This window comes from Caulobacter sp. 602-1, from assembly GCF_003931565.1.
Classification (GTDB): Bacteria; Pseudomonadota; Alphaproteobacteria; order Caulobacterales; family Caulobacteraceae; genus Caulobacter.
Genome location: NZ_RRYI01000002.1, coordinates 862,389 through 885,102 on the forward strand (window position 1 = coordinate 862,389; position 22,714 = coordinate 885,102).

Consider the following 22,714-nt stretch of genomic DNA (forward strand, 5'->3'; position numbering starts at 1 on the left):
GTAACTACGCTTCGCAGCGGCTATCTGGCGCTGTCGCAAGGAGTCTCGATTATGGGAAGTCTCGGTCCGATCCACTGGATCATCGTCGCCGTCGTGGTGCTGCTGCTGTTCGGCGGCCGCGGCAAGCTGTCGGGCATCATGGGCGACGCAGCCAAGGGCATTCGCGCGTTCAAGGACGGCCTGAAGGACGACACCAGCAGCGAAGTCGCCGACAACAAGTCCAAGGGCGCCCTGCCGCGTACCGAGCAGGAAGCCGAAGAGCTTCGCAAGTCGTAAGGCCTTGAAGCGCGGGGAGGGTTCTTCGCGCGCATCTGTTCAACCCCGCGGGGAGCTTACGGGCTCCGCGTTCTAAGGCGCGTCCATGCTTCCTGATATCGGCGGCACAGAACTCCTTGTCATCGCCGCCGTCGCTTTGATCGTGGTTGGTCCCAAGGATTTGCCCGCTTTGCTGCGCAAGCTGGGCCAGTTCGTGGGCCGGATGCGGGGCATGGCGTCGGAATTCCGCGCCAGCTTCGACGAGATGGCGCGCCAGTCCGAACTGGACGAGCTGCGCCGCGAAGTGCAGGCCATGCGCTCGGGTCAGTTCACCAATTCGACGCCGGCCGCGGATCCGCATGTCGACCAGGTGTTCGCCGACATCGACGCCTCGCTGTCCAGCGGCGCGACCCAGATGCACCCCTATGCCGGAGCCGAAATCCACAATCCGGCCCTGAGCACGGACAATTCGGTTCCGGAGCCGGCCGCTCAGATCGTCGAGAAGCCCAAGCGCGCGCCGCGCAAGAAGGTCGTCGCGGTCGCCGAGCAGGCTCCGGTCGAAACCGCGAAAGCTCCGCGCAAGCGCGCCGCCGCGCCCAAGAAGGACATTACGGTCGAGGCCCCCAAGGCCGTCCGCACGCCGCGTAAGCGCGCGGCCAAGGCCGGCGGCTCCACCGCTTCGGACATCGTCTCGTGAACGACAAGGCCATCGGATACGAACCCGAGGACGAGATCGAGTCCTCGCGCGCGCCGCTTCTGGATCACCTGATCGAGCTGCGCACCCGCCTGATCATCTGCGTCGGCGCGATCGCCGTCGCCTTCGGCGTCTGCTTCGCCTTCGTGAAGCCGATCTTTCTGTTCCTCGTGCGCCCCTTCACTGTGGCTGAGGGCCTGAAGGCGGTGCAGGACGCGGGCGGCCATCATGGCTCGTTCGACCTGATCCTGGCCCTGGTCGGCATCAAGCACGTGCCGCCCACCGCCCTGAAGGACATCACCCTGCAGGCCACCGCGCCGCTGGAGCAGTTCTTCACCAACATCAAGCTGTCGGCGTTCGCGGCCATCGTGGTGGCCTTCCCGATCATCGCCTGGCAGCTCTACCGCTTCGTCGCGCCCGGTCTCTACAAGAAGGAGCGCAACGCGTTCCTGCCGTTCCTGATCGCCTCGCCGGTGCTGTTCCTGATGGGCTCGGCGCTGGTCTATTACGTGATGCTGCCGTTCGTGCTGTGGTTCTCGCTGAGCCAGCAGATCGTCGGCGATGGCGTGAAGGTCGTCCTGCAGACGCGGGTCTCGGAATACCTGACCTTGGTGACGACCTTGCTCTTGGCCTTCGGCCTCAGCTTCCAGCTTCCCGTGGTCCTGTCTCTGGGCGGCCTGGCGGGTCTGGTCACGTCGGATATGCTGCGGACCGGCCGTCGCTACGCCATCGTCGCCGTCTTCGTGGTGGCCGCCATCGTCACCCCGCCGGACCCGATCAGCCAGATCACCCTCGCGGTGCCGCTGTGCCTGCTTTACGAGATTTCGATCTGGTGCGTCTGGCTGATCGAGCGTCGCCGCAAGCGGGAAGACGACGAGGAAGCCGGCAAGGACATCGTCACCGTCTGAGCCAATGGAAAAGGGCTCCGCGATCGAGTCGCGGAGCCCTCCGGTTCCACTTGGAAAGGCGAGGGAAACTAGGCCGCGGCGCCGATGCGCGCCTGCAGCTGGGCCTTGGCGGCGCGCACCGTCTCGGCGACGCACGACGAGTAGTTCACGACGCTGACGTTCGGGCGCTGGGCCTTGCAAACCGTCTGGGCGGCCGTGCGGATCTCGGCGCGGATCTGGTTCTGGGTCTTGCCCTTCAGCGAGATGCGGACGACCGAGACGGTCTCGACGGCGGCCGGCTTGCCGATGTCGCGCGCGCGCATGATCGAGGCCAGCTGGCGATGAGCGTTCATCAGGGCGTTGTCGACGCAGGTCGCGTCGCCGGCGCCGCAGACCGAAGCGGCGGCGGCCTTGATCTCGTTTTCGATCTGGACCGAGTTCTTGCCCGTCAGCGACACGCGGACTTCGTTGGCGGTCTTGGCGCCGGCCGGAACGGCCACAGCGGCGGCGATGGCGAGGGCGGCGAAAGCGGCGAACGACTTCATGATTTCAAATTCCTTGGAATGATCGGGCGGCCGGGGAGGGCCGAAAAAGGACGCGTACTGAAGTTGGCGCGGCTTTTCGGCGATCGGGATTAAGCCGGCGTGTGAAAGCGCGGCTAATTTCCGTTAACATTTGGATTGTTCGTGCCGCTATCTGGCGGAAGCGGGTGAATCTCTTTTTCGCGCCCTGCGTCATCCGGTCGCATATTTTAAATTTCGACGGTTCTGAGCAACGTGACGGTGTTTTGGCCCCCGGCCGCCGAGATCACGAAGCCGTGGGGAGGGCGCGCCCCCGTCCGGAAAGCTTGGCGCCCCCGCCGACGCGCCTTAGAGAGGGCGTTTCTCCACCGCCTATCCCTGAGCTTGCGTTAGATGCACGACATCAAGGCCATCCGCGAAAATCCCGAAGCCTTCGAAGCCGCATGGTCGGCCAAGGGGCGATCGGGCGAGGCCGCGCAGGCGGTCAAGCTGGACGCCCAGCTGCGCGCGGCCCAGACGGCGCTGCAAGAGGCCCAGGCCAAGCGCAACGAGAGCTCCAAGCTGATCGGCATGGCCAAGGCCAAGAAGGACGAGGCCGAGGCCGCCCGCCTCATGGCCGAGGTCGAGGCCCTGAAGGGCGTCATGGCCACGGCCGCCGAAGAAGAGGCCCTGGTCGGCGGCAAGCTGAAGGACCTTCTCGCCAGCCTGCCCAACATCCCGGCTCCGGAAGTGCCCGCGGGCGAGGACGAGCACGGCAATGTCGAAGAGCGCCGCTGGGGCGACGCCGCCAAGCTGCCGGCCGGCCGCCTGAACGCGCCCAAGGACCACGTCGACCTGGGCGCGGCCCTCGGCGGCATGGACTTCGAGGCCGCCGCCCGGATGAGCGGGGCGCGTTTCGTGGTCCTGAAGAAGGAAATCGCCCGCCTGGAGCGCGCCATCGGCCAGTTCATGCTGGACCTGCAGACGGTCGAGCATGGCTATACGGAAATCAGCCCGCCGCTGCTGGTGCGCGACGAGGCGCTGTATGGCACCGGCCAGCTGCCGAAGTTCGCCGACGACCTGTTCCACACCACCGACGATCGCTGGCTGATCCCCACCGCCGAGGTCTCGCTGACCAACATCGTCCGCGAGCAGATCCTGGCCGAGGAAGAACTGCCGCTGCGCCTGACGGCCCTGACGCCGTCGTTCCGCGCCGAGGCCGGGTCGGCCGGGCGCGACACGCGCGGCATGATCCGCCAGCACCAGTTCTACAAGGTCGAGCTGGTCTCGATCACCACGCCCGACCAGTCCGAGGCCGAGCACCAGCGCATGGTCGAGTGCGCCGAGGCCGTGCTGAAGAAGCTGGAGCTTCCCTTCCGCACCATGCTGCTGTGCGCCGGCGACATGGGCTTCGGGGCGAAGAAGACCTACGACCTGGAAGTCTGGCTGCCGTCGCAGAACATGTATCGCGAGATCAGCTCGTGCTCGAACTGCGGCGACTTCCAGGCCCGCCGTATGGAAGCGCGTTACCGCAAGACCGGCGAGAAGGGCGGCCACTTCGTCCACACCCTGAACGGTTCGGGCCTGGCCGTCGGCCGCACCCTGGTGGCCGTGCTCGAGAACTACCAGGACGAGGCCGGCCGCATCCATGTCCCGGCCGTGCTGCAGCCCTATATGGGCGGCGTCACCCACATCGGAGTCGCGGCGTGAGGATCCTCCTCACAAACGACGACGGCATCAACGCGCCCGGTCTGAAGAGCCTGGAGAAGATCGCCCGCGCCCTCAGCGGCGATGTCTGGATCTGCGCGCCGGAATACGAGCAGTCGGGCGCCAGCCGGGCCCTGACGCTGTCGGACCCGATCCGCGTCCGCAAGCTCGACGATCGCCGCTTCGCCGTCGAGGGCACGCCGACCGACTGCGTGATGATGGCCGTGCAGCAGCTGATCGACGGCCCCGCGCCGGATCTGGTGCTGTCGGGCGTCAACCGCGGCCAGAACCTGGCCGAGGACGTCACCCTGTCGGGCACGGTCGCCGGCGCGATCGAGGGCATGGCCCACGGCATCCGCTCGATCGCCCTGTCCCAGACGATGAACTTCTTCCACGACGAGGTCGTCGCCCACTGGGAGACGGCCGAGCACTTCGGCCCCGGCGTCGTTCAGCGCCTGCTGGAGGTGGGCTGGCCGGCCGATGTGATCATGAACGTCAACTTCCCGGCCGTGGCGCCCGAGGCGGTGACCGAGGTCGAGGTCACCCGCCAGGGCTTCCGCGATGGCCTGCTGCGCAACATGGAAAAGCGCACCGACCTGCGCGGCCGCGACTACTATTGGATGGGCTTCTCGGCCAAGGCCTCCGAGCCCGCCGACGGCACCGACCTGAAGGCGATCTATTCGGGCCGCATCTCGGTGACGCCGCTGCACATCGACCTGACGCACAACGAGACCGTCCACAAGCTGAAGGGCGTGCTGGGCGGCGCTCCGCCGAAGCTGAAGGCGGCTCCATGAGCGGAGGGACGTCCAAGGCCGCAGAGAACGCCAAGGCCGACCTGCCGCGCCTGATGCAAGCCCTGCGCGACCAGGGGGTCACCGATCCGCAGGTGCTGAAGGCCATCGAGACCACGCCGCGCGACCTGTTCACGCCGGACCTGTTCAAGGACCGCTCGTGGGAGGATTCGGCCCTTCCGATCGCCTGCGGCCAGACGATCAGCCAGCCCTATATCGTCGGTCTGATGACCCAGGCCCTGACGATCGAGCCGCGCTGCCGGGTGCTGGAGATCGGCACGGGCTCAGGCTACCAGACCACGATCCTCAGCAAGGTCTCGCGCCTCGTCTATACGATCGAGCGCTACCGGACCCTGATGAAGGAGGCCGAGGGCCGCTTTCAAAAGCTGGGCCTGACTAATGTCATCACCAAGTTCGGCGATGGCGGCGAGGGTTGGGCCGAACAGGCGCCATTCGACCGCATTATGGTCACGGCCGCAGCCGAAGATGATCCGAAACGGCTGCTTTCGCAGCTGAAGCCCAACGGCGTGCTGGTCGCGCCGGTGGGGAAGGGGCCAGTTCAAAGCCTTCGCCGCTATGCCGGCGACGGCAAGGGGGGCTTCCGGGTCGAGATTCTCTGCGACGTGCGCTTCGTGCCCCTGCTGGCCGGCGTCGCGAAGGATCAGTGAAGGTTGGGGGACGCGGCGTTTCGCGGCCTCTGGTGTTAAAGGTTGGTTTACCCTGGCGGAGCCCTTTGGTGGCGACGGCGGGAAAGGAGAGGCTATGAGGCAGTTGTGGACGCGCGCGGCGGTGATCGCCCTGACGGCTGGAACGCTCGGCGCCCATGCGGAGGACGCGCGCGCCGCGGGCCAGCGCTTCACGCCGAACTTCCCGATCACCCAGCCCCCCGCCGCCCAGCCGGTTCCGCAATCCACGGCGCCGGCGTCGGAGGCCGTCTCGACCGCGCCCAACGAGGCCGAGACCCTGTCGCGTCCGACGCCGATCTCGACCTCGGCCGCGCCGTCGGTCACCCAGTCCGAGCTGCCGCCGCCCGCCCGCGCCACGACCTCGGCGCCCGCGCCGCAGCTGCGCGCCGCCCCGCCCAGGACCGTGGTCACCACCACCGTCACCGGTCCCGTGGTCAATGTTCCCGGCAAGCCGCAAGTGCGTGTCGTCGAATCCGGTGACGCGCTGGACGCCATCGCCCGCGGCTTCGGCGCGACCCGCGCCGAGCTGGTCGAGCTGAACGATCTGAAGCCTCCGTATCGCCTGAAGCTGGGTCAGAAGATCAAGGGCCCGGCCAAGGACGACCAGAAGGCCTATGTGGTCCAGACCGGCGACACGATGTTCGCCATCGCCAAGCGCTTCAACGTCACCGCCGCCGCCTTGGCCGACGAGAACGACCTGAAGGCCGGCTCGGCGATCAAGAAGGGTCAGAAGCTGATCCTGCCGGACGGCTACAAGGACAAGGGGCCGATCAAGACGACGACCGTGCTGGCCGGCGCGCCCGCCTCGCAGCCCAGCTCCGCCGAGGCCGAGCCGACCCCGAGCCGTCCGGCGACCACGACCCCGTCGCGCCCGACGCCCGGATCGCTGCATCCGGCCAATCAACTGACGCCGACGGAACCGGGCGATCTGGGCCCCGTCAGCACGACGACGCTCAGCGTCACCGGTTCGGTCACGACCGTCGCGGGGCCGCGCCAGATCCACACCGTCAAGTCGGGCGACACGCTCACGGCCATCGCCCGCAAGTTCGGCGTCAGCGTCAGCGACCTGGCGGACGACAACAAGCTGAAGACCGACACGCCGCTGAAGCTAGGCGCCAAGATCAAGGGGCCGGCGACCACTCAGAAGGCCTATGTCGCGGTGAGCGGCGATACGCTGGCCGGTATCGCCAAGCGCTTCAATGTCAGCGTCAAGGAACTGGCCGCGGAGAACAACCTGCGGGCCACGGCCTCGGTGAAGAAGGGCCAGAAGGTCCTGCTGCCCGACGGCTACAAGGACAAGGGCCCGATCCGGACCACCACCACCACCGTGGCGAAGCGTCCCGAGCCGACACGAGCGCCTTCGCCGTCGACGCCCTCGAACACCTACGCCCGCGTCGACAGCTCGGCGCCCACGGCCCCCACGCCGTCGACGCCATCCAGCCCGCAGCCCTACCAGCCCAGCGGCAACAGTTATTCGCGTCCCAGCGCGCCGATCGCCGCCCAGCCGGTCACTCCGCCGCCGTCGTCGGCGCGGCCGATCATCGAAAGCAGCGCCGCCCCGACTGAGGCCGAGATCATCGCCTCGGGCAAGGGCAAGTTCGCCTGGCCGGTCCGCGGCGAGATCATCTCGACCTTCGGCGTCAAGGGCACGGGCCAGCGTAATGACGGCCTGGACATCCGCGCCGCGCAAGGCACGCCGGTGCTGTCCGCCGCCGACGGCGAAGTGGCCTATGCCGGCAACCAGGTCCCGACCTTCGGCAATCTGGTGCTGGTCAAGCACGCCGACGGCTGGGTCACGGCCTACGCTCACCTGTCCAGCATCAACGTCAAGATGCGCCAGGCCGTGCGCCAGGGCGAGCAATTGGGCGCGGTCGGCGCCACCGGCGGGACCAACGAGTCCAAGCTGCACTTCGAGATGCGCTATGCGCCGACGGTCAAGGACAAGGCCAAGCCGGTCGACCCGGCCCTGGTGCTGCCGCGCTGAGGCGACGCCATCCCTGAAACCGGCGACGGCCCGCTTCGAAAGAGGCGGGCCGTTCTGCCGTTCGCCTCAGACCAAACCGCGCGGCGCGAAGCGGCTGGGCGAGACGCCGAACTGGCGAGAGAAGGCCTCGCTGAATGCGGCCGGGCTCTGATAGCCGCAGTCCAGAGCGGTCTCGGTCACGCCGGCGCCGGCGCAGAGACGTTCCACAGCGTGAACCAGCCGCGCCTTCTGCCGCCAGGCCTCGAGGGTCAGGCCCGTCTCGCGTGGAAACAGGCGCTGCAAGGTGCGAAGGCTGGCGCCGGACTCTCGCGCGATCTGGGACAGTCCGCGCGCGTCGGCTGGATGGTCGCGCCATGTCTCCGCCAGCCGCAGGGCGCGCGGATCGCGAGGCAGGGGCAGGGCCAGATCTTCCGGGCGGGCCTGGAGGATGAGGTCGATCAGCAGACCGGCCAGACGGTCGTGGTGGGGCTTGTCCGGGTTCAGCATACCGACCGTCAGCACATGCAGGATCAGCTCGCGCAGCAGCGGCGCCACGGCGATGACGCAAGGCTCGACCGGCAGCGGGGCGGCGCGCGGGCGGTCGATATAGAGCGTGCGCATGGCGACTTCGCCCCGCGCGGCGATGGCGTGGCGCACGCCCGCCGGAACCCAGATCGCCCGCGTCGGCGGGATCGTCCACGTGGCGTCGTCGGTGACCACCCGCATCACGCCTGAGGCGGCGAAGACCAACTGACCCCACCCGTGGCGGTGGGCCGGCAGCAGCGTCCCCGCGTGAAGGCCCGCCGCATAGGTGCGGACGTCGAAGCCGTCGCTCACCTATGCCGTCTCGGGAAAGACGCCCGGGTCATACTGCATGGCGCCGACCAGGTTGCCTTCGGTGTCTTCGAAATAGATCAGCTCGCCGACGCCCTCGATGCGGTAGGGCGGCATGACGATCTTGCCGCCGCCGGCCTCGATGGCGGCGATGGTCGCCTTCAGGTCCGCGACCCCGAAGCTGGCCTCGAAGCCGGCCATGCGCACGCCCGCAACCAGCTCGCGGCGACCCTGCAAGGCGCCGAGCAGGCCCTGGCCGGCGTTCTTGACCTGGTAGAAGTCCGGCGGACCCCACGGGTCGAACCGCCAGCCAAAGACGCTCTCGTAGAAGGCCTTGGCGCGGCTGGTGTCGTCGGCATTGATGGCGAAGTGTCTGAAGGTCGCGGGCATGGCGCTCTCCTGGATGGGAGGCTCAGCTAAGCGCGGATCGGCGTGGCGCGCTTGCGATAAAGCGCCAAAGATCACCGATTACGCGCCATCCGGCTCAGCTGGGCAGCTTGACGCCCAGTTCGCCGGCCAGGTCGCGCACAAACTGCCAGGCCACACGTCCCGAGCGGGCTCCGCGCATTTGCGACCACTGCAGGGCGCGGCGGTCGAGGTCGGGGGCAGTCAGGCCGAACTGTTCAGCGTAGCCGCGGATGGCGGCAAGATAGGTGTCCTGGTCCATCGGCGGGAAGCCGATCCACAGGCCGAAGCGGTCGGAGACGCTCATCTCCTCCTCGGCGTTCTCGGCGGCGGCGATGGCGCCCTGGCTTTCGACGTGGTCGCGGGGCATCAGGTGGCGACGGTTCGAGGTGGCCACGAACAGCACGTTCTCGGGCGGGCCCGACACGCCGCCCTCCAGAGCCGACTTCAGCGCCTTGGCCGCCGCGGCCCCGTCCTCGAACGAGAGGTCGTCGCATAGCACCACGAAGCGCTCCGTACGCGCGCGGAGTTGATCGAACAGCGGGGGCAGGGCGGCGACCTCGTCGCGATCGACCTCGATCAGCTTGAGAGCCGGAAACTCTTCGGTCAGGCTGACGAAGGCGGCCTTGGTCACCGAGCTCTTGCCTGTGCCGCGGACGCCCCACAACAGCACGTGATTGCAGGGCACGCCGAGCGCGAAGCGGCGGAGGTTGTCGACGAAACGGCCTTTCTGCCGGTCGATTCCCACCAACAGGTCCAGAGATAGCGGATAGTCGGCGGCCGGGACGAAGGCGCCGTCTTTCGGCTCGTGCCGGAACAGGCGCGCGGCCGAAAAGTCCGGCGCGGGCGGCGGCGGCGGGGCCAGCCGTTCCAGGGCCTCGGCGATGCGGGCCAGCAAGGGAGCAAGCACGGTGTTTGGCGCGTCTGTCATGGGCACGCTGCATACCGGGTGCGCTTGGATTGCAAAAGGGGAGGCGAACGCATAGCTTCCGCCGACTTGGCGCGACCCTATGAGCTTGTCTCTTTTTGGCTGGCGCGCCGCATCGGTTTTGTTGGAGACGTCATGTCCGGTCTGAACGCTCAATTCTTGCAGCTCGCCCCCATCCTGCTGATGGTCGTGCTGTTCTACTTCATGCTGATCCGTCCGCAGCAGAAGCGCGCCAAGGAGCATCAGACGATGCTCTCCAATCTGAAGCGCAACGACACGGTCGTCCTGTCCAGCGGCATGATCGGCAAGGTCGTCCGCGTGGAGGACAAGGAAGTCGGCGTCGAGATCGCCACCGGCGTGACCGTGAAGGTCATCAAGGGCATGATCACGGAAGTCCGCACCAAGGGCGAGCCGGCGCCCGCCAACGACGCGAAGAACTAAGACGCTCTCAGAATATCGCGAGGCGTTCTAGCGACGTCGCCTGAAAGTCACTGATCCATGCTGACCCTCTCCCGCTGGAAGATCATCGCCGTCACCTTGTCGGTGATCTTCGGCATCCTGTTCTCCCTGCCCAACGTCCTGCCGCAGAAGACGTTGGACGCCATGCCCGGCTGGCTGCCGCACCAGAAGCTGAACCTCGGCCTCGACCTGCAAGGCGGCTCGTATCTGCTCTATGAGGTCGACACCGACGCGCTGCACCGCGAGCGTCTGTCCGACCTGATGGAAGACACCCGCACCCAGCTGCGGAGCGAGCAGATCCCGTTCGGCGAACTGGCCCAGCAGGGCGAGGTGATCAGCGTCCGCATCGGCGACCCCTCACGTTACGAGGCCGCCCTGAACCTGCTGCGCAAGAACCTCGGGGCGCCGCTGGCCGGCGTCATCGGCGGCAAGGATGTCGCCGTCGCGGGCAAGGGCGACAACCGCATCGAAGTCACCTTCGTGCCGGAAGCCCAGCGCGCCGACGCCGCCAAGGCCGTCGACCAGTCGATCGAGACGATCCGTCGCCGTATCGACAGCCTGGGCACCAAGGAGCCCTCGATCAACCGCCAGGGCACCAACCGGATCATGATCCAGGCGGCTGGCGAGAGCGATCCCGAACGGCTGCGCGCCGTCATCGGCAAGACCGCCAAGCTGACCTTCCAGATGGTCGACGAGACGGTCACGCCCGAGGACGTCCAGGCCGGCCGTCTGCCCGCAGGCTCGGAATTGCTGCAGAGCGAAGACCGCTACGCGCCGTACTACGTGGTCAAGAAGCGCGCCATCGTCTCGGGCGATGAACTGACCAATGCGTCGCAAACCTTCGACCAGAATGGCCGGCCGGCCGTCGGCTTCGCTTTCAACGGTTCCGGCGCCAAGAAGTTTGGCGACATCACCCTGCGAAACCCTGGCAAGCGGTTCGCGATCGTCCTGGACAAAAAGGTGATCTCGGCCCCGGTGATCAACGATCCGATCACCAGCGGCAGCGGCATCATCACCGGCAACTTCACCGCCGAGAGCGCCAACGAGCTGTCGCTGCTGCTGCGCTCGGGCGCCCTGCCGGCCCCCCTGAACATCGAAGACCAGCGCACCGTGACCGCCGAGCTCGGCGCCGACGCCGTCAAGGCCGGCTCGATCTCGCTGGCCATCGGCGCGGTGTCGATGTTCGTGTTCGTGATCCTGGCCTATGGCCTGTTCGGCGGCTTCGCGGCCATCGCCCTGGTGGTCAACGTCCTGCTGATCGTCGGCATCATGTCGATGACCCAGGCGACCCTGACCTTCCCGGGCATCGCCGGCCTGATCCTGACCCTGGCCGTCGCCGTCGACGCCAATGTGCTGATCTACGAGCGCATGCGCGACGAGGCCAACGCCGGGCGAACGCCCATGGCCGCGGCCGACCACGGCTACAAGCTGGCCCTGACCTCGATCCTGGACGCCAACATCACCAGCCTGATCTCGGGTCTGATCATGTTCAGCTTCGGTTCGGGCCCGGTGAAGGGCTTCGCCTGGACCCTGGTGATCGGCGTGTTCACGTCGCTGTTCACCGCCATCTTCATCACCCAAGTGCTCATCGGCTGGTGGTTCAAGGCCACCAAGCCGAAGAAGCTGCCGATCGCATAGGAGATCCGACCATGCGTTGGCCCCTCATTCGCTATATCCCGCGTTCGACCCACTTCCGCTTCGTTCGCTGGGCGCCGGTCGCGGCCGTCATCTCGGCGATCCTGATCGTCGCCTCGATCGGCCTGCTGATCTTCCAGGGCCTGAACCTGGGCATCGACTTCAAGGGCGGCGTCGCCCTGGAGGTGCAGATGTCGCGCCCGGTCCCCCTGGCCCAGCTGCGCACGGCGCTGGACCAGATCGGCGCCCATGACGGCCAGGTCCAGGGCTTCGGTTCGCCGAACTCGGCCATGGTCAAGTTCCTGCCGGCCGAGGGCGAAAAGCCCAGCGACGCATCCAAGAACGTCGAGGCGGAGCTGATCAAGCGCTTCCCCGACCTGAAGGTGACCAGCCGCTCCGAAGTGGGCGCCAAGGTCTCGGGTGAACTGCTGATGTCCGGCTTCAAGGCCCTGGGCGTCGCCCTGCTGCTGACGCTGGGCTACATCTGGTTCCGCTTCGGTCTGTCGTATGGCACGGGCGCCGTCGTGGCCGTGATCCACGACATCGTCCTGACCCTGGGTCTGCTGTCGGTCTGCGGCATCGAGTTCTCGATGACCGAGATCGCGGCCCTGCTGACGGTCATCGGCTACTCGATGAACGAAAAGGTCATCACCTTCGACCGTCTGAAGGAAAATCTGCGCAAGTACCGCACCACGCCGCTGCGCGACATCATCGACCTGTCGGAAAACGAGCGTCTGTCGCGGACGATCATCACCGGCACCACGGCCTTGCTGGCCCTGGGCGGCACGATGGCGTTCGGCGGCCCGGTGCTGTTCCCGCTGGTGTTCACCATGATCTTCGGCATCGTCATCGGCACCTATTCGTCGATCTATATCGCCCTGCCGATGATCCTCATCTGGGGCGTGAAGCGTAACGACGACGAAGCCACGCCGATCAAGCTCGGCGCGGCCTCGCGCCCCTGATGCGCCAGCCGCCGTCCATCGACGCCTGGGGCGGCGGCGGCTTCCGGGTCTCCGGCGACTGGCGGCCCGGTTCGCTGCTGATCCTCGACGATCAGCCCCGCGACTGGTCCGCCACCTCCCTGGCCGCGCTGACCCCCGAGGCCTTCGCCGAGGTGTTCGCCGCCGGCGGGGCGGTCGAGTTCGTTCTACTGGGCACGGGCCTCAACAACGCCCTGCCGCCGCGCCCCGTCCGCGACGCCCTGAAGGCGGCGGGCGTTGGTCTCGAGTTCATGAGCACCGAGGCGGCGGCGCGCACCTACAACGTCCTGGCCAGCGAAGGCCGGCGGCTGGCGGCGGCGCTGATCGCGGTCTAGGCTGTCTGGTCGACGGTCGCGCCGGGTTCTTCGGCGCGATCCTTCTTCGCCTTGGCTTCGGCGCGTTCCTCGGCCGCCTTTCGCAGCATGCCCAGGGCCGCCTCGGCGACGCCGGCGACGCGGTTCTCGTCGGTCAGGGTGTCCAGGGCGGCCTTGGCGTCGTCCGACAACGAGACCTGCACAGCCGCGCCGTTGCCGGTCTTCTCGGCCCTTTCAGCCTTCTCCTCCGCCAGCTGCTGCTCGCGTCCATCGGCATTGGTTTGGAGGAAGGCCTTCCAGCTCTCCAGGGTCCCGGTCTGCTCAAGGCTGGCCGTCCCGGCGAAGATCATCTTCTGCTGCTGGGGCGACATCCGGTTCAGGGCGACGATCTGGTCGGCCATCACATTGCCTTCGCGCGGCGTGCGCATACCCCGGGCGTTGAAGTCATCGGCGGCCTGGCGGATTTGCTTGGCTATGGTCGAGTTGTTCCAGGCGGCGTTCAGCGCGTCGCGATCGGCCTGGGTGCTGGACTTGAACCAGTCGGCCCGACCCTGGTCCGAGGTGTACAGCGCCTTGCCGATGGCGACATAGGCGTCGATCTTCTGGTCATCCGAGGCGCCGGAGCCGTCGGCTAGGATCGCGGACTGGCGCAGAACCACGGCGACGACGCCGCCACCGCTGGCGGGCGGCGGGGAGAGGGGCTGGGCGACGGACGACACTTGCATGGCGGATCTCGCTTTGGCGCAACTTGAGGTTACGGCATTCGCCTTAACGGCGTCCTAGCGGCGACTTTGCCGACTCCCGAAAACGGTCCTATGGTCCAGGCCAAGCTTTCAGAAGGACTTGGGGGAAACGATGTCCGGGCTGCTTACCAACTTCCGCAACACCATGATCGTCAGCTTCGTGCTGGCCCTTGTGATCGTGATTGGCTACGCGCACGGCCCTGACGGGCATGGCGCGATCTTCCTGCAGGCCGTCTTCCGCTGGCTGCACGTGATGTTCGGCATCCTGTGGATCGGGCTGCTCTACTACTTCAATTTCGTGCAGATCCGCGTGATGCCGCAGATCCCGGCCGAGCTGAAACCGGCGGTCAGCAAGTATATCGCGCCCGAGGCGCTGTTCTGGTTCCGCTGGGCGGCGCTGTTCACCTGGGTGATGGGCGTTATCCTGGCCTTCAGCCGCGGCTACCTGCTGGAAGCGGCGACCCTGGGCCTGGCTGGCGGCTACACGCCCGGCGTCGACATGCAGTACACTTTCATCGGCACCGGGATGTGGCTGGGTACGGTGATGTTCTTCAACGTCTGGGTCTTCATCTGGCCGAACCAGAAGATCGCGCTGGGCATGGTCGAGGCCGACGCGGACGCCAAGGCCAAGGCCGCCAAGCTGGCCATGCTGTTCTCCCGCACCAACACGCTGCTCAGCCTGCCGATGTTGGCGACCATGGCGATGAACCAGACCGTCTTCGGCTGACGCCCGAGGCGACACGCTGTAAGGGGAGGGCCCGCCAACTCGGCGGGTCCTTCTTCGTTTTGAGACCATGGCCGACACCGAAACCCTCGACGACCTCGTCCGCCGCGTCGACCCCGACCGCTGGCTGGCCAGCCGGTTCATCGGCGACCTCGCCGCGCGGGCCGACGTCATCGCGCTCTTCGGCCTGAACTACGAGCTGGCCCGGGTGGCGGGCGGCGTCTCCAACGCCCTGATGGGCGAGATCCGCATCACCTGGTGGCGCGAGGCGATGGAGGAGATCGCCGCCGGCAAGCCGCCGCGCAAGCATCCCAATGTCGAGGCCCTGGCCGCGTCCCGGTTCGACCCGAACGCGCTCGCGACACTGGCCGAGGCGCGCTTCGCCGATCTGGACGAAGGTCCCCTGAAGGACGAGGCCGCCGTTCTGGCCTATGTCGACGCCACGGCCGGCACGCTGGCGGTGCTGGCGGCGCGGCGGCTCGATGCGAGCGCCGATCCGCACGCCGTCAAGGGCGCGGCGCGGGCGTTCGGCCTGACTGGGCTGTGGCGGCTGGCGCAGGCGGGGCGGTCGCGCCTGCCCGAGACCTGGACGCGTGAGGACGTGGTCGGGCGCGTCGAGGCGCAACTGAAGGCGGCGCGGGGCGAGGTGAGGGGGCTGCCCGTGGCGGCTTTCCCGGCCGTGGCCCCGGCGGCGCTGGCGCGACCCCACCTGAAGGGCCGCGAGATGAGTGATCTCGAAAGGAAGGCCCGTCTCACCTTCGCGGTGGCGACGGGCCGTCTCTAGACCTACTTGCCGGGCCGGGTATTCCCCGTCCACTGGTCCAGCCAGTCCAGCACCTCCTTGTGCCACTGCACCGAGTTCTGGGCCTTCAGCACCCAGTGGTTCTCGTTCGGGAAGTACAGCAGCTTGCTGGGCACGCCCTTGCGCTGCAGGGCGCTGAACGTCGCCAGGCCCTGCTCGACGGGAATGCGGTAGTCGAGCTGTCCCTGCACCACCAGCTGCGGCTTGACCCACTTGTCGACGTGCAGGGCGGGGTTGAAGGTCTCGTAGGTCGTTCCGGGCTGCCACGGCGTTCCGCCGTTCTCCCACTCGGTGAACCACAGCTCCTCGGTCGCGAAGCCCATGGCGCGAGTGTCGAAGACGCCGTCGTGGTCCACGAGGCACTTCCAGGGCGCGTTCCAGTTGCCGGCGATCCAGTTGACCATGTAGCCGCCGTAGGAGGCGCCCAGGGCGCAGGCGCGGTCGGAGTCCAGGAAGCCGTACTTCTGGGTGGCGAAGGCCCAACCCTTTTGCAGGTCCTCCAGCGGACGGTCGCCCCAGTGCTGGCTGATCGCGTCGGTGAAGGCTTGGCCGTAGCCGGTCGAGCCATGGAAATCGACCATGACCACGGCGTAGCCGGCGTTGGCGTAGATCTGCGGGTTCCAGCGATAGGACCAGCTGTTGCTGAACGAGCCCTGCGGGCCGCCGTGGATCAGGAAGGCCACGGGATACTTCTTGGCCGGATCGAAGTTGGCCGGCTTCACGATGAAGCCGTGCACGGTCTCATCGTTCCAGCCCTTGAAGCGGAACTGTTCGGGCTCGCCCCAGGCGACGTCCTTCAGGGCCTCGTCGCTGACGCTGACCACGCGCGCCGGCGGCCCTTTCGGCAGGGTCATGAACAGCTCCGAGGGGCTCTTCAGCGAGTCGGAAGCGTAAACGAGCCCACCGGGGCCGACGTCGAAAGCGGTGACGTGGCCCTCGCCGGTCAGGGCGGCGACCTTGCCGGTCTTGACGTCGATGGCGAACAGCTTGCCCTGACCGACGTCCAGCGCTGTGGCGTAGATCGTCTTGCCGTCACGGCTCCAGGCGATCGAATCGGCCGAGCGGTCCCAGGTCGGGGCCAGTTCGCGTTCCTGGCCGGTGGCCATGTCGCGGACGATGATCCCGAACCGGTCGGCCTCGAAGCCGGGGCGCTTCATGGCGCGATAGGCTGCCTGCTTACCGTCGGGCGAGAACACCGGGGCGGCGTCCCAGGCCTTGTTGGCTGCCGTGAGGTTCTGGACCCTGGCCGAACCGTCCAGCGGCGCGCTCCAGACGTCGTAGTTGGTGGTCCAAGCCTCGTCCTTGCCGGCGACCTTGGCCGAGAAGACCACGCCCTTGCTGTCCGGCGTGATCGTGAAGTCGGCGTCGTCGCCATAGGGCTTGGTGGGCGTGTCGCCGTCGAAACCCTTCATCAGGTCGATCGGCTGGCCGGTCGCCACGCCGTTGGCGTCCAGCGTCCAGGCGAAGAGGTGGTTCTTGGTCCCGTCGTTCCACGTATCCCAGTGGCGGACGAACAGGCGATCATAGACCACGCCCGTGGCCTTGGTCGCGGTCTTGGCGGCCAGTCTGCCCTCCGTGCAGGCGAAGTTGGCGCAGTCAGGGAACACGGCCAGGCCCACGACGATGGTCTTGCCGTCCGGGGCGACCTTGAAGGCCTGGACGTCGAACGGCGCCGCGGTCACCTGGGTCGCGGTCTCGCCCATGACGTCGGTCTTGAACACCTGCTCGGTCCCGCCGGCGCGGCTGGATGAGAAGTAGATGGTCTTGCCGTCGGCGCTCCAGCGGCCGCTCGACGCGCCGCCGTCCGAGATCTTCAGCCGGCGCGGCGCCATCCTGGCCTTCAGGTCGGCGATCCACAGCGACATCGCGGCCTTGTTGGCCGGATAGTCCATGGTCCGCACCGAATAGAGCACATGGCGACCGTCGGGCGAGACGCGCGGATCAGACAGGCGATCCAGGCTCGCCATGTCCTTGGCGGTGAAGACGTGCGGCTTGGCGGGCGTCTGCGCGTGGGCCGCCCCGGCGAGGGCGACGGCGAGGACCGCCGCGGAAGCGGCCATGGGGGCGACGATACGCAAGCTCTTGATCATGAAACCGAAATTCCCGGAAACGGTTATCGCTTTGGCGGCGGAGCGTAGTCCTGGTTTCGCCGAGCCGCTAGGGGAGCCGGGGACCAAGATTCCCGAGCACGGATCGTCGACCGACGGTCTGTTTCCGCGCCTGCGTTTCTGTGACAAATCTGTAATCAAGTCAGTCGTTTAGCGCGTAACAATCCGAAACAGACTTTGCTTTGCCGCGACGCAGCATCCTTCCTAGATGGAAGCTGGGGCGAAAGGACGACCGCAGAGTCGTCCGTCGAACGATAAGGTGTCTCTAGTGTCGGCTTCGGGTTATTTTCAGCACACGGTCGCGGGACCGGTGATCTTCGCGGGGATCGGCCTGCACACGGGCGCGCACGTGCGCGTCTCGGTGCGTCCGTCGACCCCCGACACGGGGATCGTCTTCGTGCGGACCGATGTGCAGAACCGCGACAACCGCGTCCCCGTGACCGCCCAGGCGGTCTGCCAGACCCAGCTCGGTACGGTGATCGGCAATGGCGACGACGTCCGCGTCTCGACCATCGAGCACCTGATGGCGGCCCTGGCGGCCCTGTCGATCGACAACTGCGTCGTCGAGCTGGACGGTCCGGAAGTGCCGATCATGGACGGCTCGTCCGAGCCCTTCATCCAGATCCTGGACCGCGCCGGCCGCCGCAAGCAGGAAGCCGTCCGCCAATATATCGAGATCCTGGCCCCGATCACGGTGGAGGAGGGCGACAAACGCGCCAGCCTGCTGCCGTCGGACCGTTTCGAGGTCGCCTTCGAGATCGCCTTCGGCTCGCGGGCCATTGGCCATCAGTCCGTCGATCTGGTCGTCGACGAGGACTCGTTCCGCGCCGAGCTCTCCGACTGCCGCACCTTTGGCTTCGTTCGCGACGTCGAGGCCCTGCGCGCCATCGGCCTGGCCCGGGGCGGGTCGATGGAGAACGCCGTGGTGATCGACGGCGACCGCGTGTTGAACCCGGAAGGCCTGCGCCGCCCGGACGAATTCGTGCGCCACAAGGCGCTGGACGCCATCGGCGACCTCTATGTGCTGGGCAGGCCGCTCCTGGGCCGCTTCGAAGGCGTTCTGGCCGGTCACGGCCTCAATAACGCCGTGGTTAGGGCGTTGCTGAACCAGCCGCGCGCCTGGCGCCTACGCGCCCTCGCGTCGGAACTGGCCGAAGCGGTCTAGATAGCGTCTCCGGGAGTCGGGCTCGGCGTTCGCATTTGCGCCTTTGACGGCGTGGTGTAGAAGCCTTGCACGGCGCTGGGGCGCGCGTTTGCTTCGAGGGTGAGAGACTCCGTGCTTCGTAATTTCAAGGGACGTTCGGCCGTCACGATCGCCGCCATGCTGGTCGCCGTTTCGGTGGCGGGCTGCGCGGGCAAGGCCAAGAAGCCGACCCTCGCCTACGAAGAGCGCCCGGTCGAGCTGCTCTATTCCACGGGCGCCAACCGCCTGGACCGCGGCAACTGGAACGAAGCCGTCGACTATTTCCGCGAGGTCGAGCGCCAGCACCCCTATTCGGAATGGTCGCGTCGTTCGATTCTGATGACCGGCTACGCCCACTACATGGGCAACCAGTACGCCGACGCCATCGGCGACTCGGACCGCTTCATCTCGCTGTATCCTGGCAATCCGTCGGCCCAATACGCCTACTATCTGAAGGCCATCTGCTATTTCGAGCAGATCGTCGACGTGAACCGCGATCAGGCCGCCACCGAGCAGGCCCTGGCCGCGCTGCGCGACGTCGTCCAGCGCTATCCGACCACCGAGTACGCCCAAGACGCCCGCCTGAAGATCGACATGGTCAACGACCAGTTGGCCGGCAAGGAAATGGCCATCGGTCGCTACTACCTGAAGAACGGGCAGACCCTGGCCGCCATCGGCCGCTTCAAGACGGTCATCGAGAAGCACCAGACCACCTCGCACACGCCTGAAGCGCTCTACCGCCTGGTCGAGGCCTATCTGACCATCGGCCTGAGCGAGGAAGCCAAGCGTAATGGCGCGGTCCTGGGCTATAACTTCCCGGGCGACCGCTGGTACGCAGACGCCTACAAGCTGCTCAACGACAATGGCCTGCGCCCCGCCGTCGAGCCGCTGAAGGCCGGCGCCAAGCGCAACGCCCTGGAGCGCGTCCTGTCGAAGGACAAGGACACCACCCTGGCCCCCCCGGGCGAAAAGAAGTCCAAGAAGGGCCTGATGGGCGTTCTGGGCATGTAGAAGCGACGGGACCAGGCGCCTGGTCTCGTTTCGTTCTACCTTTGCGCTTTGAAAAATCCTGATTCCCGGCGATCTTGCGCGTCATGCTGATCGGCCTCTCCATCCGTGACGTCGTGCTCATCGAGAGCCTGGACCTGGCCATTGGCGAGGGCCTGACCGCGCTGACCGGCGAGACCGGGGCGGGGAAGTCGATCATTCTCGACGCCCTGGGCCTGGCCACCGGCGCGCGCGCCGACGCGGGACTGGTGCGCCGAGGGGCCGCGGGTCACGCCTCGGCCACGGCGATGTTCGCCCTGCCGGCCGACCACCCCGCCTTCGCCTATCTCGACGACAAGGGTCTGGCCTACGCCCGCGACGAGGATCTGGTCCTGCGCCGGCAGCTGTCGCCCGACGGCCGCTCCCGGGCCTTCGTCAATGACCAGGCCACCAGCGTCGGGGTGCTGAAGGACCTGGGCGCGCTGCTGCTGGAGGTTCACGGGCAGCACGAGACCGTCGGCCTCCTGGATCCCAAGACCCATCGCGGCCTGCTGGACGCGTTCGGCGGCGTGTCGATCGGCGCCGTCGGCTCGGCCTGGAGCGCCTGGCGCGCCGCCCGCGAGGCGGCCGCCGAGTTGCGGGACCTGGCTGGACGCGCCGCCGCCGAGACCGAGGAACTGACCCTCCGCCTCTCCGAACTGGACCGTCTCGATCCCCGCGAGGGAGAGGAGGAGGCGCTGGCCGAGGAGCGGGCCCTGCTGAGTTCGGCCGAGAAGGCCATGATCGACATCGCTTCGGCCCAGGACGCCCTGGGCGGCGACGCCTTGTCCGGCAAGCTTGCCCAGGCCTATCGGGCCTTGGAGCGGGCCCGCGAGCGCGCCCTGCAGGCCGGCGCTCCGGCTGATGGCGCGGCCATGACCCGGCTCTCGGCCGCCTGCGAGGCCGTCGACCGCGCCCTGGTCGAGGCCCAGGAGGCCAGCGCCGCCATCGACTCGGTCGCCGAGAGCTTCGAGTTCGAGCCCGATCGCCTGGAGAAGGCCGAGGAGCGCCTGTTCGCCCTGCGCGGCATGGCCCGCAAGCTCAATGTCCTGGTCGAGGACCTGCCGGCCAAGCGCGCGGAGTTCGCCGCGCGGCTGCAGGCCATCGAGACCTCCGAGGAGGCCCTGAAGGCCGCCGACAAGGAAGCCGCCGAGGCCCGCGAGGCTTATCTGTTCGCCGCCGAGGCCCTGTCGACCGAGCGCCGCGCCGCCGGCGACGCCTTGGCCAAGGCCGTCGAGGCCGAACTGGCCCCGCTGAAGCTGGAGAAGGCCCGGTTCCGCGTCGCCGTCGAGCCGCTGGCCGAGGATCGCGCGGGCCCGACGGGCCTGGACCGCATCGCCTTCGAGATCTCGACCAACCCCGGCGCGCCTTTCGGCCCGATGGAGGCCATCGCCTCGGGCGGCGAGCTGGCCCGCTTCGCCCTGGCGCTGAAGGCGGCGTTGGCGGGGCGCGGCGGCGGCCCGCAACCGCTGATGATCTTCGACGAGGTGGATCAAGGCGTCGGCGGGGCGGTGGCCGACGCGGTCGGCCTGCGCTTGAAGCGCCTGGCCTCGAACGCCCAGGTTCTGGTCGTCACCCACTCGGCCCAGGTCGCCGCGCGAGGCGACGCCCACTGGCGGATCTCGAAATCGGGCGACGACACCTCGACCCGCACCAAGGTCGAACCGCTCGGCCCGTCCGAGCGCGAGGAAGAGATCGCGCGGATGCTGTCGGGCGCCGAGGTGACGGAAGCCGCGCGCGCGGCGGCGCGGGCCCTGATGGCCTAGAGCGTGGCAGCCGAAAGTGTGAGCGGTTTCGGCGTCTGCCACGCTCCAAATGTTTGAAATAGAGCCTGTTTATCCGCTTCTGATGTTTCCATCAAAAGCGGACAGGCTCTAGGCTGTCGCTGGAGCGCTGGTCGGAACGCGCTGGGCGGCCGACCGCCCCTTCATCCAACGCTGCAACGGCGCATCCACCGCCCGCTCGAACATCCACGCCACGACGATCGTCGCCGGGATGGCCAAAGCCCACAGCGCCCACGCCGCCGCCGCGGGCAGGCCCAGCTTGCTCTCCACCATCCGCGCGACGCCGAACCAGACGGCCGCGGTCAGGGTGTTGGTCAGAAACAGCGAGAACGACAGTTTCCCGGCCGCGCCGGCCCAGCGCCAGGCCCGAGGCTTGGAGGCGCCGGCCGCGTAGATCAGGAAGCCCAGCAGGGCCAGGCTGAAATAGTCGAACCGCCCGAGGGCCTGGATGCCGATCACGGCCGTCAGGGTCGCCACGGCCAGCGGCAGGGCCTGGCGGCGCGCCAGGGTCGTCACCGGCAGGCGGGCGACCAGCAGGCCGATCATGAACAGCGGCACGCCCCGGATCAGGCCGAAGCGCAGCGGCAGCTGGTAGCCGGGGATGTCGAAGGCCATCAGGGCGGCCTGGTCGATGGCGACATAGGCGCAGACTCCGAGGATCAGCAGGGCCAGCGGCCGCCGCGTCGCCGCCACGCGCCGCCACGCCATCGGGAACAGGGCGTAGGCCGCAATCAGAGCCGACAGGGTCCAGGTCGGCATGTTCCAGCCGGAGTTCCCAGGGACGAACCACGCCTGGACCAGGAAGACCTGCGGCAGCAGTTGGTCCCGCTGGAACCACTGCGGGTTCTGCGGCGCCAGGCCGATCGCCGAGGTTCCAACGAAGAACGCGACGAACAGGGCCAGCATCACCAGATGCGGCGGCCAGATGCGCTGCACGCGCCGCTTCAGGAAGGTCAGGGTGTCGACGTCCGAGCCCTGGACGCGAGGGCCATAGGTCCGAGCCAGCACATAGCCCGACAGCATCAGGAAGAAGTCGGTGGCCAGATAGCCGCGCCCGAAGGCCGGCGACAGGCTGAACAGCGACACCGGCGCGCGCTCGGCCACGTGATAGAGCACGATGAACAGCGCCGCCAGGAACCGCAGGGCGTCCAGCGGACCGTCCCGCGACAGGACGGGCAGAGCGTTATTTGTGCCGGCTTTGAACATCGAGGGCTCCTTCAAGCCTTGCGGCGCAAGGGCCGGGCCAGTTTTCCCCTGACAGGCGATCACATCGCTGACTCCCCCCGTCAGGACGGCGTTGCTAACC

General features: G+C 67.7%; 23 protein-coding genes. 16 read left to right on the top strand and 7 right to left on the bottom strand.

Annotation, left to right across the window (positions count from 1 at the left end; genetic code table 11):
• Positions 1-51 precede the first annotated feature (51 nt).
• From tatA to tatC, 3 genes are all read left to right on the top strand, one after another.
• Entirely contained in the window at positions 52-276 is a 225-nt protein-coding gene (gene tatA / locus EIK80_RS08640) for a twin-arginine translocase TatA/TatE family subunit (RefSeq protein ID WP_099579690.1), read from the top strand.
• 85 nt (positions 277-361) lie between these two features.
• Positions 362-952: a Sec-independent protein translocase protein TatB gene (tatB, locus tag EIK80_RS08645; RefSeq protein ID WP_125156550.1), complete on the top strand. Its 591-nt coding sequence runs from the start codon at positions 362-364 to the stop codon at positions 950-952.
• On the top strand, positions 949-1,857 hold the full coding sequence (gene tatC, locus EIK80_RS08650; RefSeq protein ID WP_125156551.1) for a twin-arginine translocase subunit TatC: 909 nt from the start codon (positions 949-951) through the stop codon (positions 1,855-1,857). Before tatB ends, tatC begins: the two co-directional genes overlap by 4 nt.
• Before the next feature lie 68 nt (positions 1,858-1,925).
• On the opposite strand, the gene EIK80_RS08655 is transcribed toward tatC, so the two are convergent.
• Positions 1,926-2,381: a hypothetical protein gene (locus EIK80_RS08655; protein ID WP_125156552.1), complete on the bottom strand. Its 456-nt coding sequence runs from the start codon at positions 2,379-2,381 to the stop codon at positions 1,926-1,928.
• 369 nt (positions 2,382-2,750) lie between these two features.
• On the opposite strand from EIK80_RS08655, the gene serS reads away from it, so the two are divergent.
• From serS to EIK80_RS08675, 4 genes are all read left to right on the top strand, one after another.
• On the top strand, positions 2,751-4,046 hold the full coding sequence (gene serS / locus EIK80_RS08660; protein WP_125156553.1) for a serine--tRNA ligase: 1,296 nt from the start codon (positions 2,751-2,753) through the stop codon (positions 4,044-4,046).
• Positions 4,043-4,837 (top strand): 5'/3'-nucleotidase SurE, encoded by a 795-nt coding sequence (surE, locus tag EIK80_RS08665; RefSeq protein WP_125156554.1) that lies wholly within the window; start codon positions 4,043-4,045, stop codon positions 4,835-4,837. Before serS ends, surE begins: the two co-directional genes overlap by 4 nt.
• Positions 4,834-5,502: a protein-L-isoaspartate(D-aspartate) O-methyltransferase gene (locus tag EIK80_RS08670; RefSeq protein WP_125156555.1), complete on the top strand. Its 669-nt coding sequence runs from the start codon at positions 4,834-4,836 to the stop codon at positions 5,500-5,502. Before surE ends, EIK80_RS08670 begins: the two co-directional genes overlap by 4 nt.
• A 94-nt stretch (positions 5,503-5,596) precedes the next feature.
• Positions 5,597-7,504, top strand: a complete 1,908-nt coding sequence (locus EIK80_RS08675) for a LysM peptidoglycan-binding domain-containing protein (RefSeq protein WP_125156556.1) — start codon at positions 5,597-5,599, stop codon at positions 7,502-7,504.
• A gap of 66 nt (positions 7,505-7,570) precedes the next feature.
• On the opposite strand, the gene EIK80_RS08680 is transcribed toward EIK80_RS08675, so the two are convergent.
• From EIK80_RS08680 to EIK80_RS08690, 3 genes are all read right to left on the bottom strand, one after another.
• Positions 7,571-8,320, bottom strand: coding sequence for a helix-turn-helix transcriptional regulator (locus EIK80_RS08680; RefSeq protein WP_125156557.1), 750 nt, complete (start codon positions 8,318-8,320; stop codon positions 7,571-7,573).
• Positions 8,321-8,707, bottom strand: a complete 387-nt coding sequence (locus EIK80_RS08685; protein WP_125156558.1) for a VOC family protein — start codon at positions 8,705-8,707, stop codon at positions 8,321-8,323.
• Between the two features lie 94 nt (positions 8,708-8,801).
• Entirely contained in the window at positions 8,802-9,653 is an 852-nt protein-coding gene (locus EIK80_RS08690) for an ATP-binding protein (RefSeq protein ID WP_125156559.1), read from the bottom strand.
• A 132-nt stretch (positions 9,654-9,785) separates the two neighbouring features.
• Here EIK80_RS08690 and yajC point away from each other — a divergent pair, with 132 nt between their 5' ends.
• Genes yajC through EIK80_RS08710 form a run of 4 tightly spaced genes read left to right on the top strand, consistent with a single transcriptional unit; the run spans position 9,786 to position 13,059 of the window.
• Positions 9,786-10,091 carry a preprotein translocase subunit YajC gene (gene yajC / locus EIK80_RS08695; protein ID WP_125156560.1) on the top strand — a complete coding sequence of 102 codons (306 nt, stop codon included), beginning with the start codon at positions 9,786-9,788 and terminating at the stop codon, positions 10,089-10,091.
• Between the two features lie 57 nt (positions 10,092-10,148).
• A complete protein-coding gene (gene secD, locus EIK80_RS08700) occupies positions 10,149-11,747 on the top strand; it encodes a protein translocase subunit SecD (RefSeq protein ID WP_125156561.1) in 1,599 nt (532 codons plus the stop codon).
• An 11-nt stretch (positions 11,748-11,758) separates the two neighbouring features.
• Positions 11,759-12,706 (top strand): protein translocase subunit SecF, encoded by a 948-nt coding sequence (gene secF, locus EIK80_RS08705; RefSeq protein ID WP_125156562.1) that lies wholly within the window; start codon positions 11,759-11,761, stop codon positions 12,704-12,706.
• On the top strand, positions 12,706-13,059 hold the full coding sequence (locus EIK80_RS08710) for an Mth938-like domain-containing protein (RefSeq protein WP_125156563.1): 354 nt from the start codon (positions 12,706-12,708) through the stop codon (positions 13,057-13,059). Before secF ends, EIK80_RS08710 begins: the two co-directional genes overlap by 1 nt.
• Here EIK80_RS08710 and EIK80_RS08715 read toward each other — a convergent pair.
• Positions 13,056-13,763, bottom strand: a complete 708-nt coding sequence (locus EIK80_RS08715) for a hypothetical protein (protein WP_125156564.1) — start codon at positions 13,761-13,763, stop codon at positions 13,056-13,058. The two genes, EIK80_RS08710 and EIK80_RS08715, sit on opposite strands and share 4 nt — an antisense overlap.
• Positions 13,764-13,893: 130 nt before the next feature.
• Between EIK80_RS08715 and EIK80_RS08720 the strand changes: the two genes are divergently transcribed.
• Positions 13,894-14,508, top strand: a complete 615-nt coding sequence (locus tag EIK80_RS08720; RefSeq protein WP_125156565.1) for a urate hydroxylase PuuD — start codon at positions 13,894-13,896, stop codon at positions 14,506-14,508.
• Between the two features lie 67 nt (positions 14,509-14,575).
• The gene (locus EIK80_RS08725) at positions 14,576-15,289 is read left to right on the top strand and encodes a squalene/phytoene synthase family protein (RefSeq protein WP_125156566.1); all 714 of its coding nucleotides are present in this window, start codon (positions 14,576-14,578) and stop codon (positions 15,287-15,289) included.
• A 2-nt stretch (positions 15,290-15,291) separates the two neighbouring features.
• Here the strand turns inward: EIK80_RS08725 and EIK80_RS08730 are convergent, their stop codons facing one another.
• On the bottom strand, positions 15,292-17,397 hold the full coding sequence (locus EIK80_RS08730; RefSeq protein ID WP_125156567.1) for a S9 family peptidase: 2,106 nt from the start codon (positions 17,395-17,397) through the stop codon (positions 15,292-15,294).
• Between the two features lie 286 nt (positions 17,398-17,683).
• Here EIK80_RS08730 and lpxC point away from each other — a divergent pair, with 286 nt between their 5' ends.
• The 3 genes from lpxC (at position 17,684) to recN (ending at position 21,390) form a co-directional block, all read left to right on the top strand.
• Positions 17,684-18,580, top strand: a complete 897-nt coding sequence (gene lpxC, locus EIK80_RS08735) for a UDP-3-O-acyl-N-acetylglucosamine deacetylase (RefSeq protein ID WP_125156568.1) — start codon at positions 17,684-17,686, stop codon at positions 18,578-18,580.
• A 99-nt stretch (positions 18,581-18,679) separates the two neighbouring features.
• Entirely contained in the window at positions 18,680-19,609 is a 930-nt protein-coding gene (locus EIK80_RS08740; RefSeq protein WP_199743416.1) for an outer membrane protein assembly factor BamD, read from the top strand.
• Positions 19,610-19,692: 83 nt separating this feature from the next.
• The gene (gene recN / locus EIK80_RS08745; protein ID WP_125156570.1) at positions 19,693-21,390 is read left to right on the top strand and encodes a DNA repair protein RecN; all 1,698 of its coding nucleotides are present in this window, start codon (positions 19,693-19,695) and stop codon (positions 21,388-21,390) included.
• Between the two features lie 108 nt (positions 21,391-21,498).
• Here recN and EIK80_RS08750 read toward each other — a convergent pair whose 3' ends face one another.
• Positions 21,499-22,614, bottom strand: a complete 1,116-nt coding sequence (locus EIK80_RS08750) for an acyltransferase (RefSeq protein ID WP_125156571.1) — start codon at positions 22,612-22,614, stop codon at positions 21,499-21,501.
• Positions 22,615-22,714 lie beyond the last annotated feature (100 nt).

Coding starts and splice junctions, on each gene's coding strand:
- tatA (WP_099579690.1), top strand. CDS start 52: ATGGGAAGTCTCGGTCCGATCCACTGGATCATCGTCGCCGTCGTGGTG.
- tatB (WP_125156550.1), top strand. CDS start 362: ATGCTTCCTGATATCGGCGGCACAGAACTCCTTGTCATCGCCGCCGTC.
- EIK80_RS08655 (WP_125156552.1), bottom strand. CDS start 2,381: ATGAAGTCGTTCGCCGCTTTCGCCGCCCTCGCCATCGCCGCCGCTGTG.
- serS (WP_125156553.1), top strand. CDS start 2,751: ATGCACGACATCAAGGCCATCCGCGAAAATCCCGAAGCCTTCGAAGCC.
- EIK80_RS08670 (WP_125156555.1), top strand. CDS start 4,834: ATGAGCGGAGGGACGTCCAAGGCCGCAGAGAACGCCAAGGCCGACCTG.
- EIK80_RS08675 (WP_125156556.1), top strand. CDS start 5,597: ATGAGGCAGTTGTGGACGCGCGCGGCGGTGATCGCCCTGACGGCTGGA.
- EIK80_RS08685 (WP_125156558.1), bottom strand. CDS start 8,707: ATGCCCGCGACCTTCAGACACTTCGCCATCAATGCCGACGACACCAGC.
- EIK80_RS08690 (WP_125156559.1), bottom strand. CDS start 9,653: ATGACAGACGCGCCAAACACCGTGCTTGCTCCCTTGCTGGCCCGCATC.
- yajC (WP_125156560.1), top strand. CDS start 9,786: ATGTCCGGTCTGAACGCTCAATTCTTGCAGCTCGCCCCCATCCTGCTG.
- secD (WP_125156561.1), top strand. CDS start 10,149: ATGCTGACCCTCTCCCGCTGGAAGATCATCGCCGTCACCTTGTCGGTG.
- secF (WP_125156562.1), top strand. CDS start 11,759: ATGCGTTGGCCCCTCATTCGCTATATCCCGCGTTCGACCCACTTCCGC.
- EIK80_RS08710 (WP_125156563.1), top strand. CDS start 12,706: ATGCGCCAGCCGCCGTCCATCGACGCCTGGGGCGGCGGCGGCTTCCGG.
- EIK80_RS08715 (WP_125156564.1), bottom strand. CDS start 13,763: ATGCAAGTGTCGTCCGTCGCCCAGCCCCTCTCCCCGCCGCCCGCCAGC.
- EIK80_RS08720 (WP_125156565.1), top strand. CDS start 13,894: ATGTCCGGGCTGCTTACCAACTTCCGCAACACCATGATCGTCAGCTTC.
- EIK80_RS08725 (WP_125156566.1), top strand. CDS start 14,576: ATGGCCGACACCGAAACCCTCGACGACCTCGTCCGCCGCGTCGACCCC.
- EIK80_RS08730 (WP_125156567.1), bottom strand. CDS start 17,397: ATGATCAAGAGCTTGCGTATCGTCGCCCCCATGGCCGCTTCCGCGGCG.
- recN (WP_125156570.1), top strand. CDS start 19,693: ATGCTGATCGGCCTCTCCATCCGTGACGTCGTGCTCATCGAGAGCCTG.
- EIK80_RS08750 (WP_125156571.1), bottom strand. CDS start 22,614: ATGTTCAAAGCCGGCACAAATAACGCTCTGCCCGTCCTGTCGCGGGAC.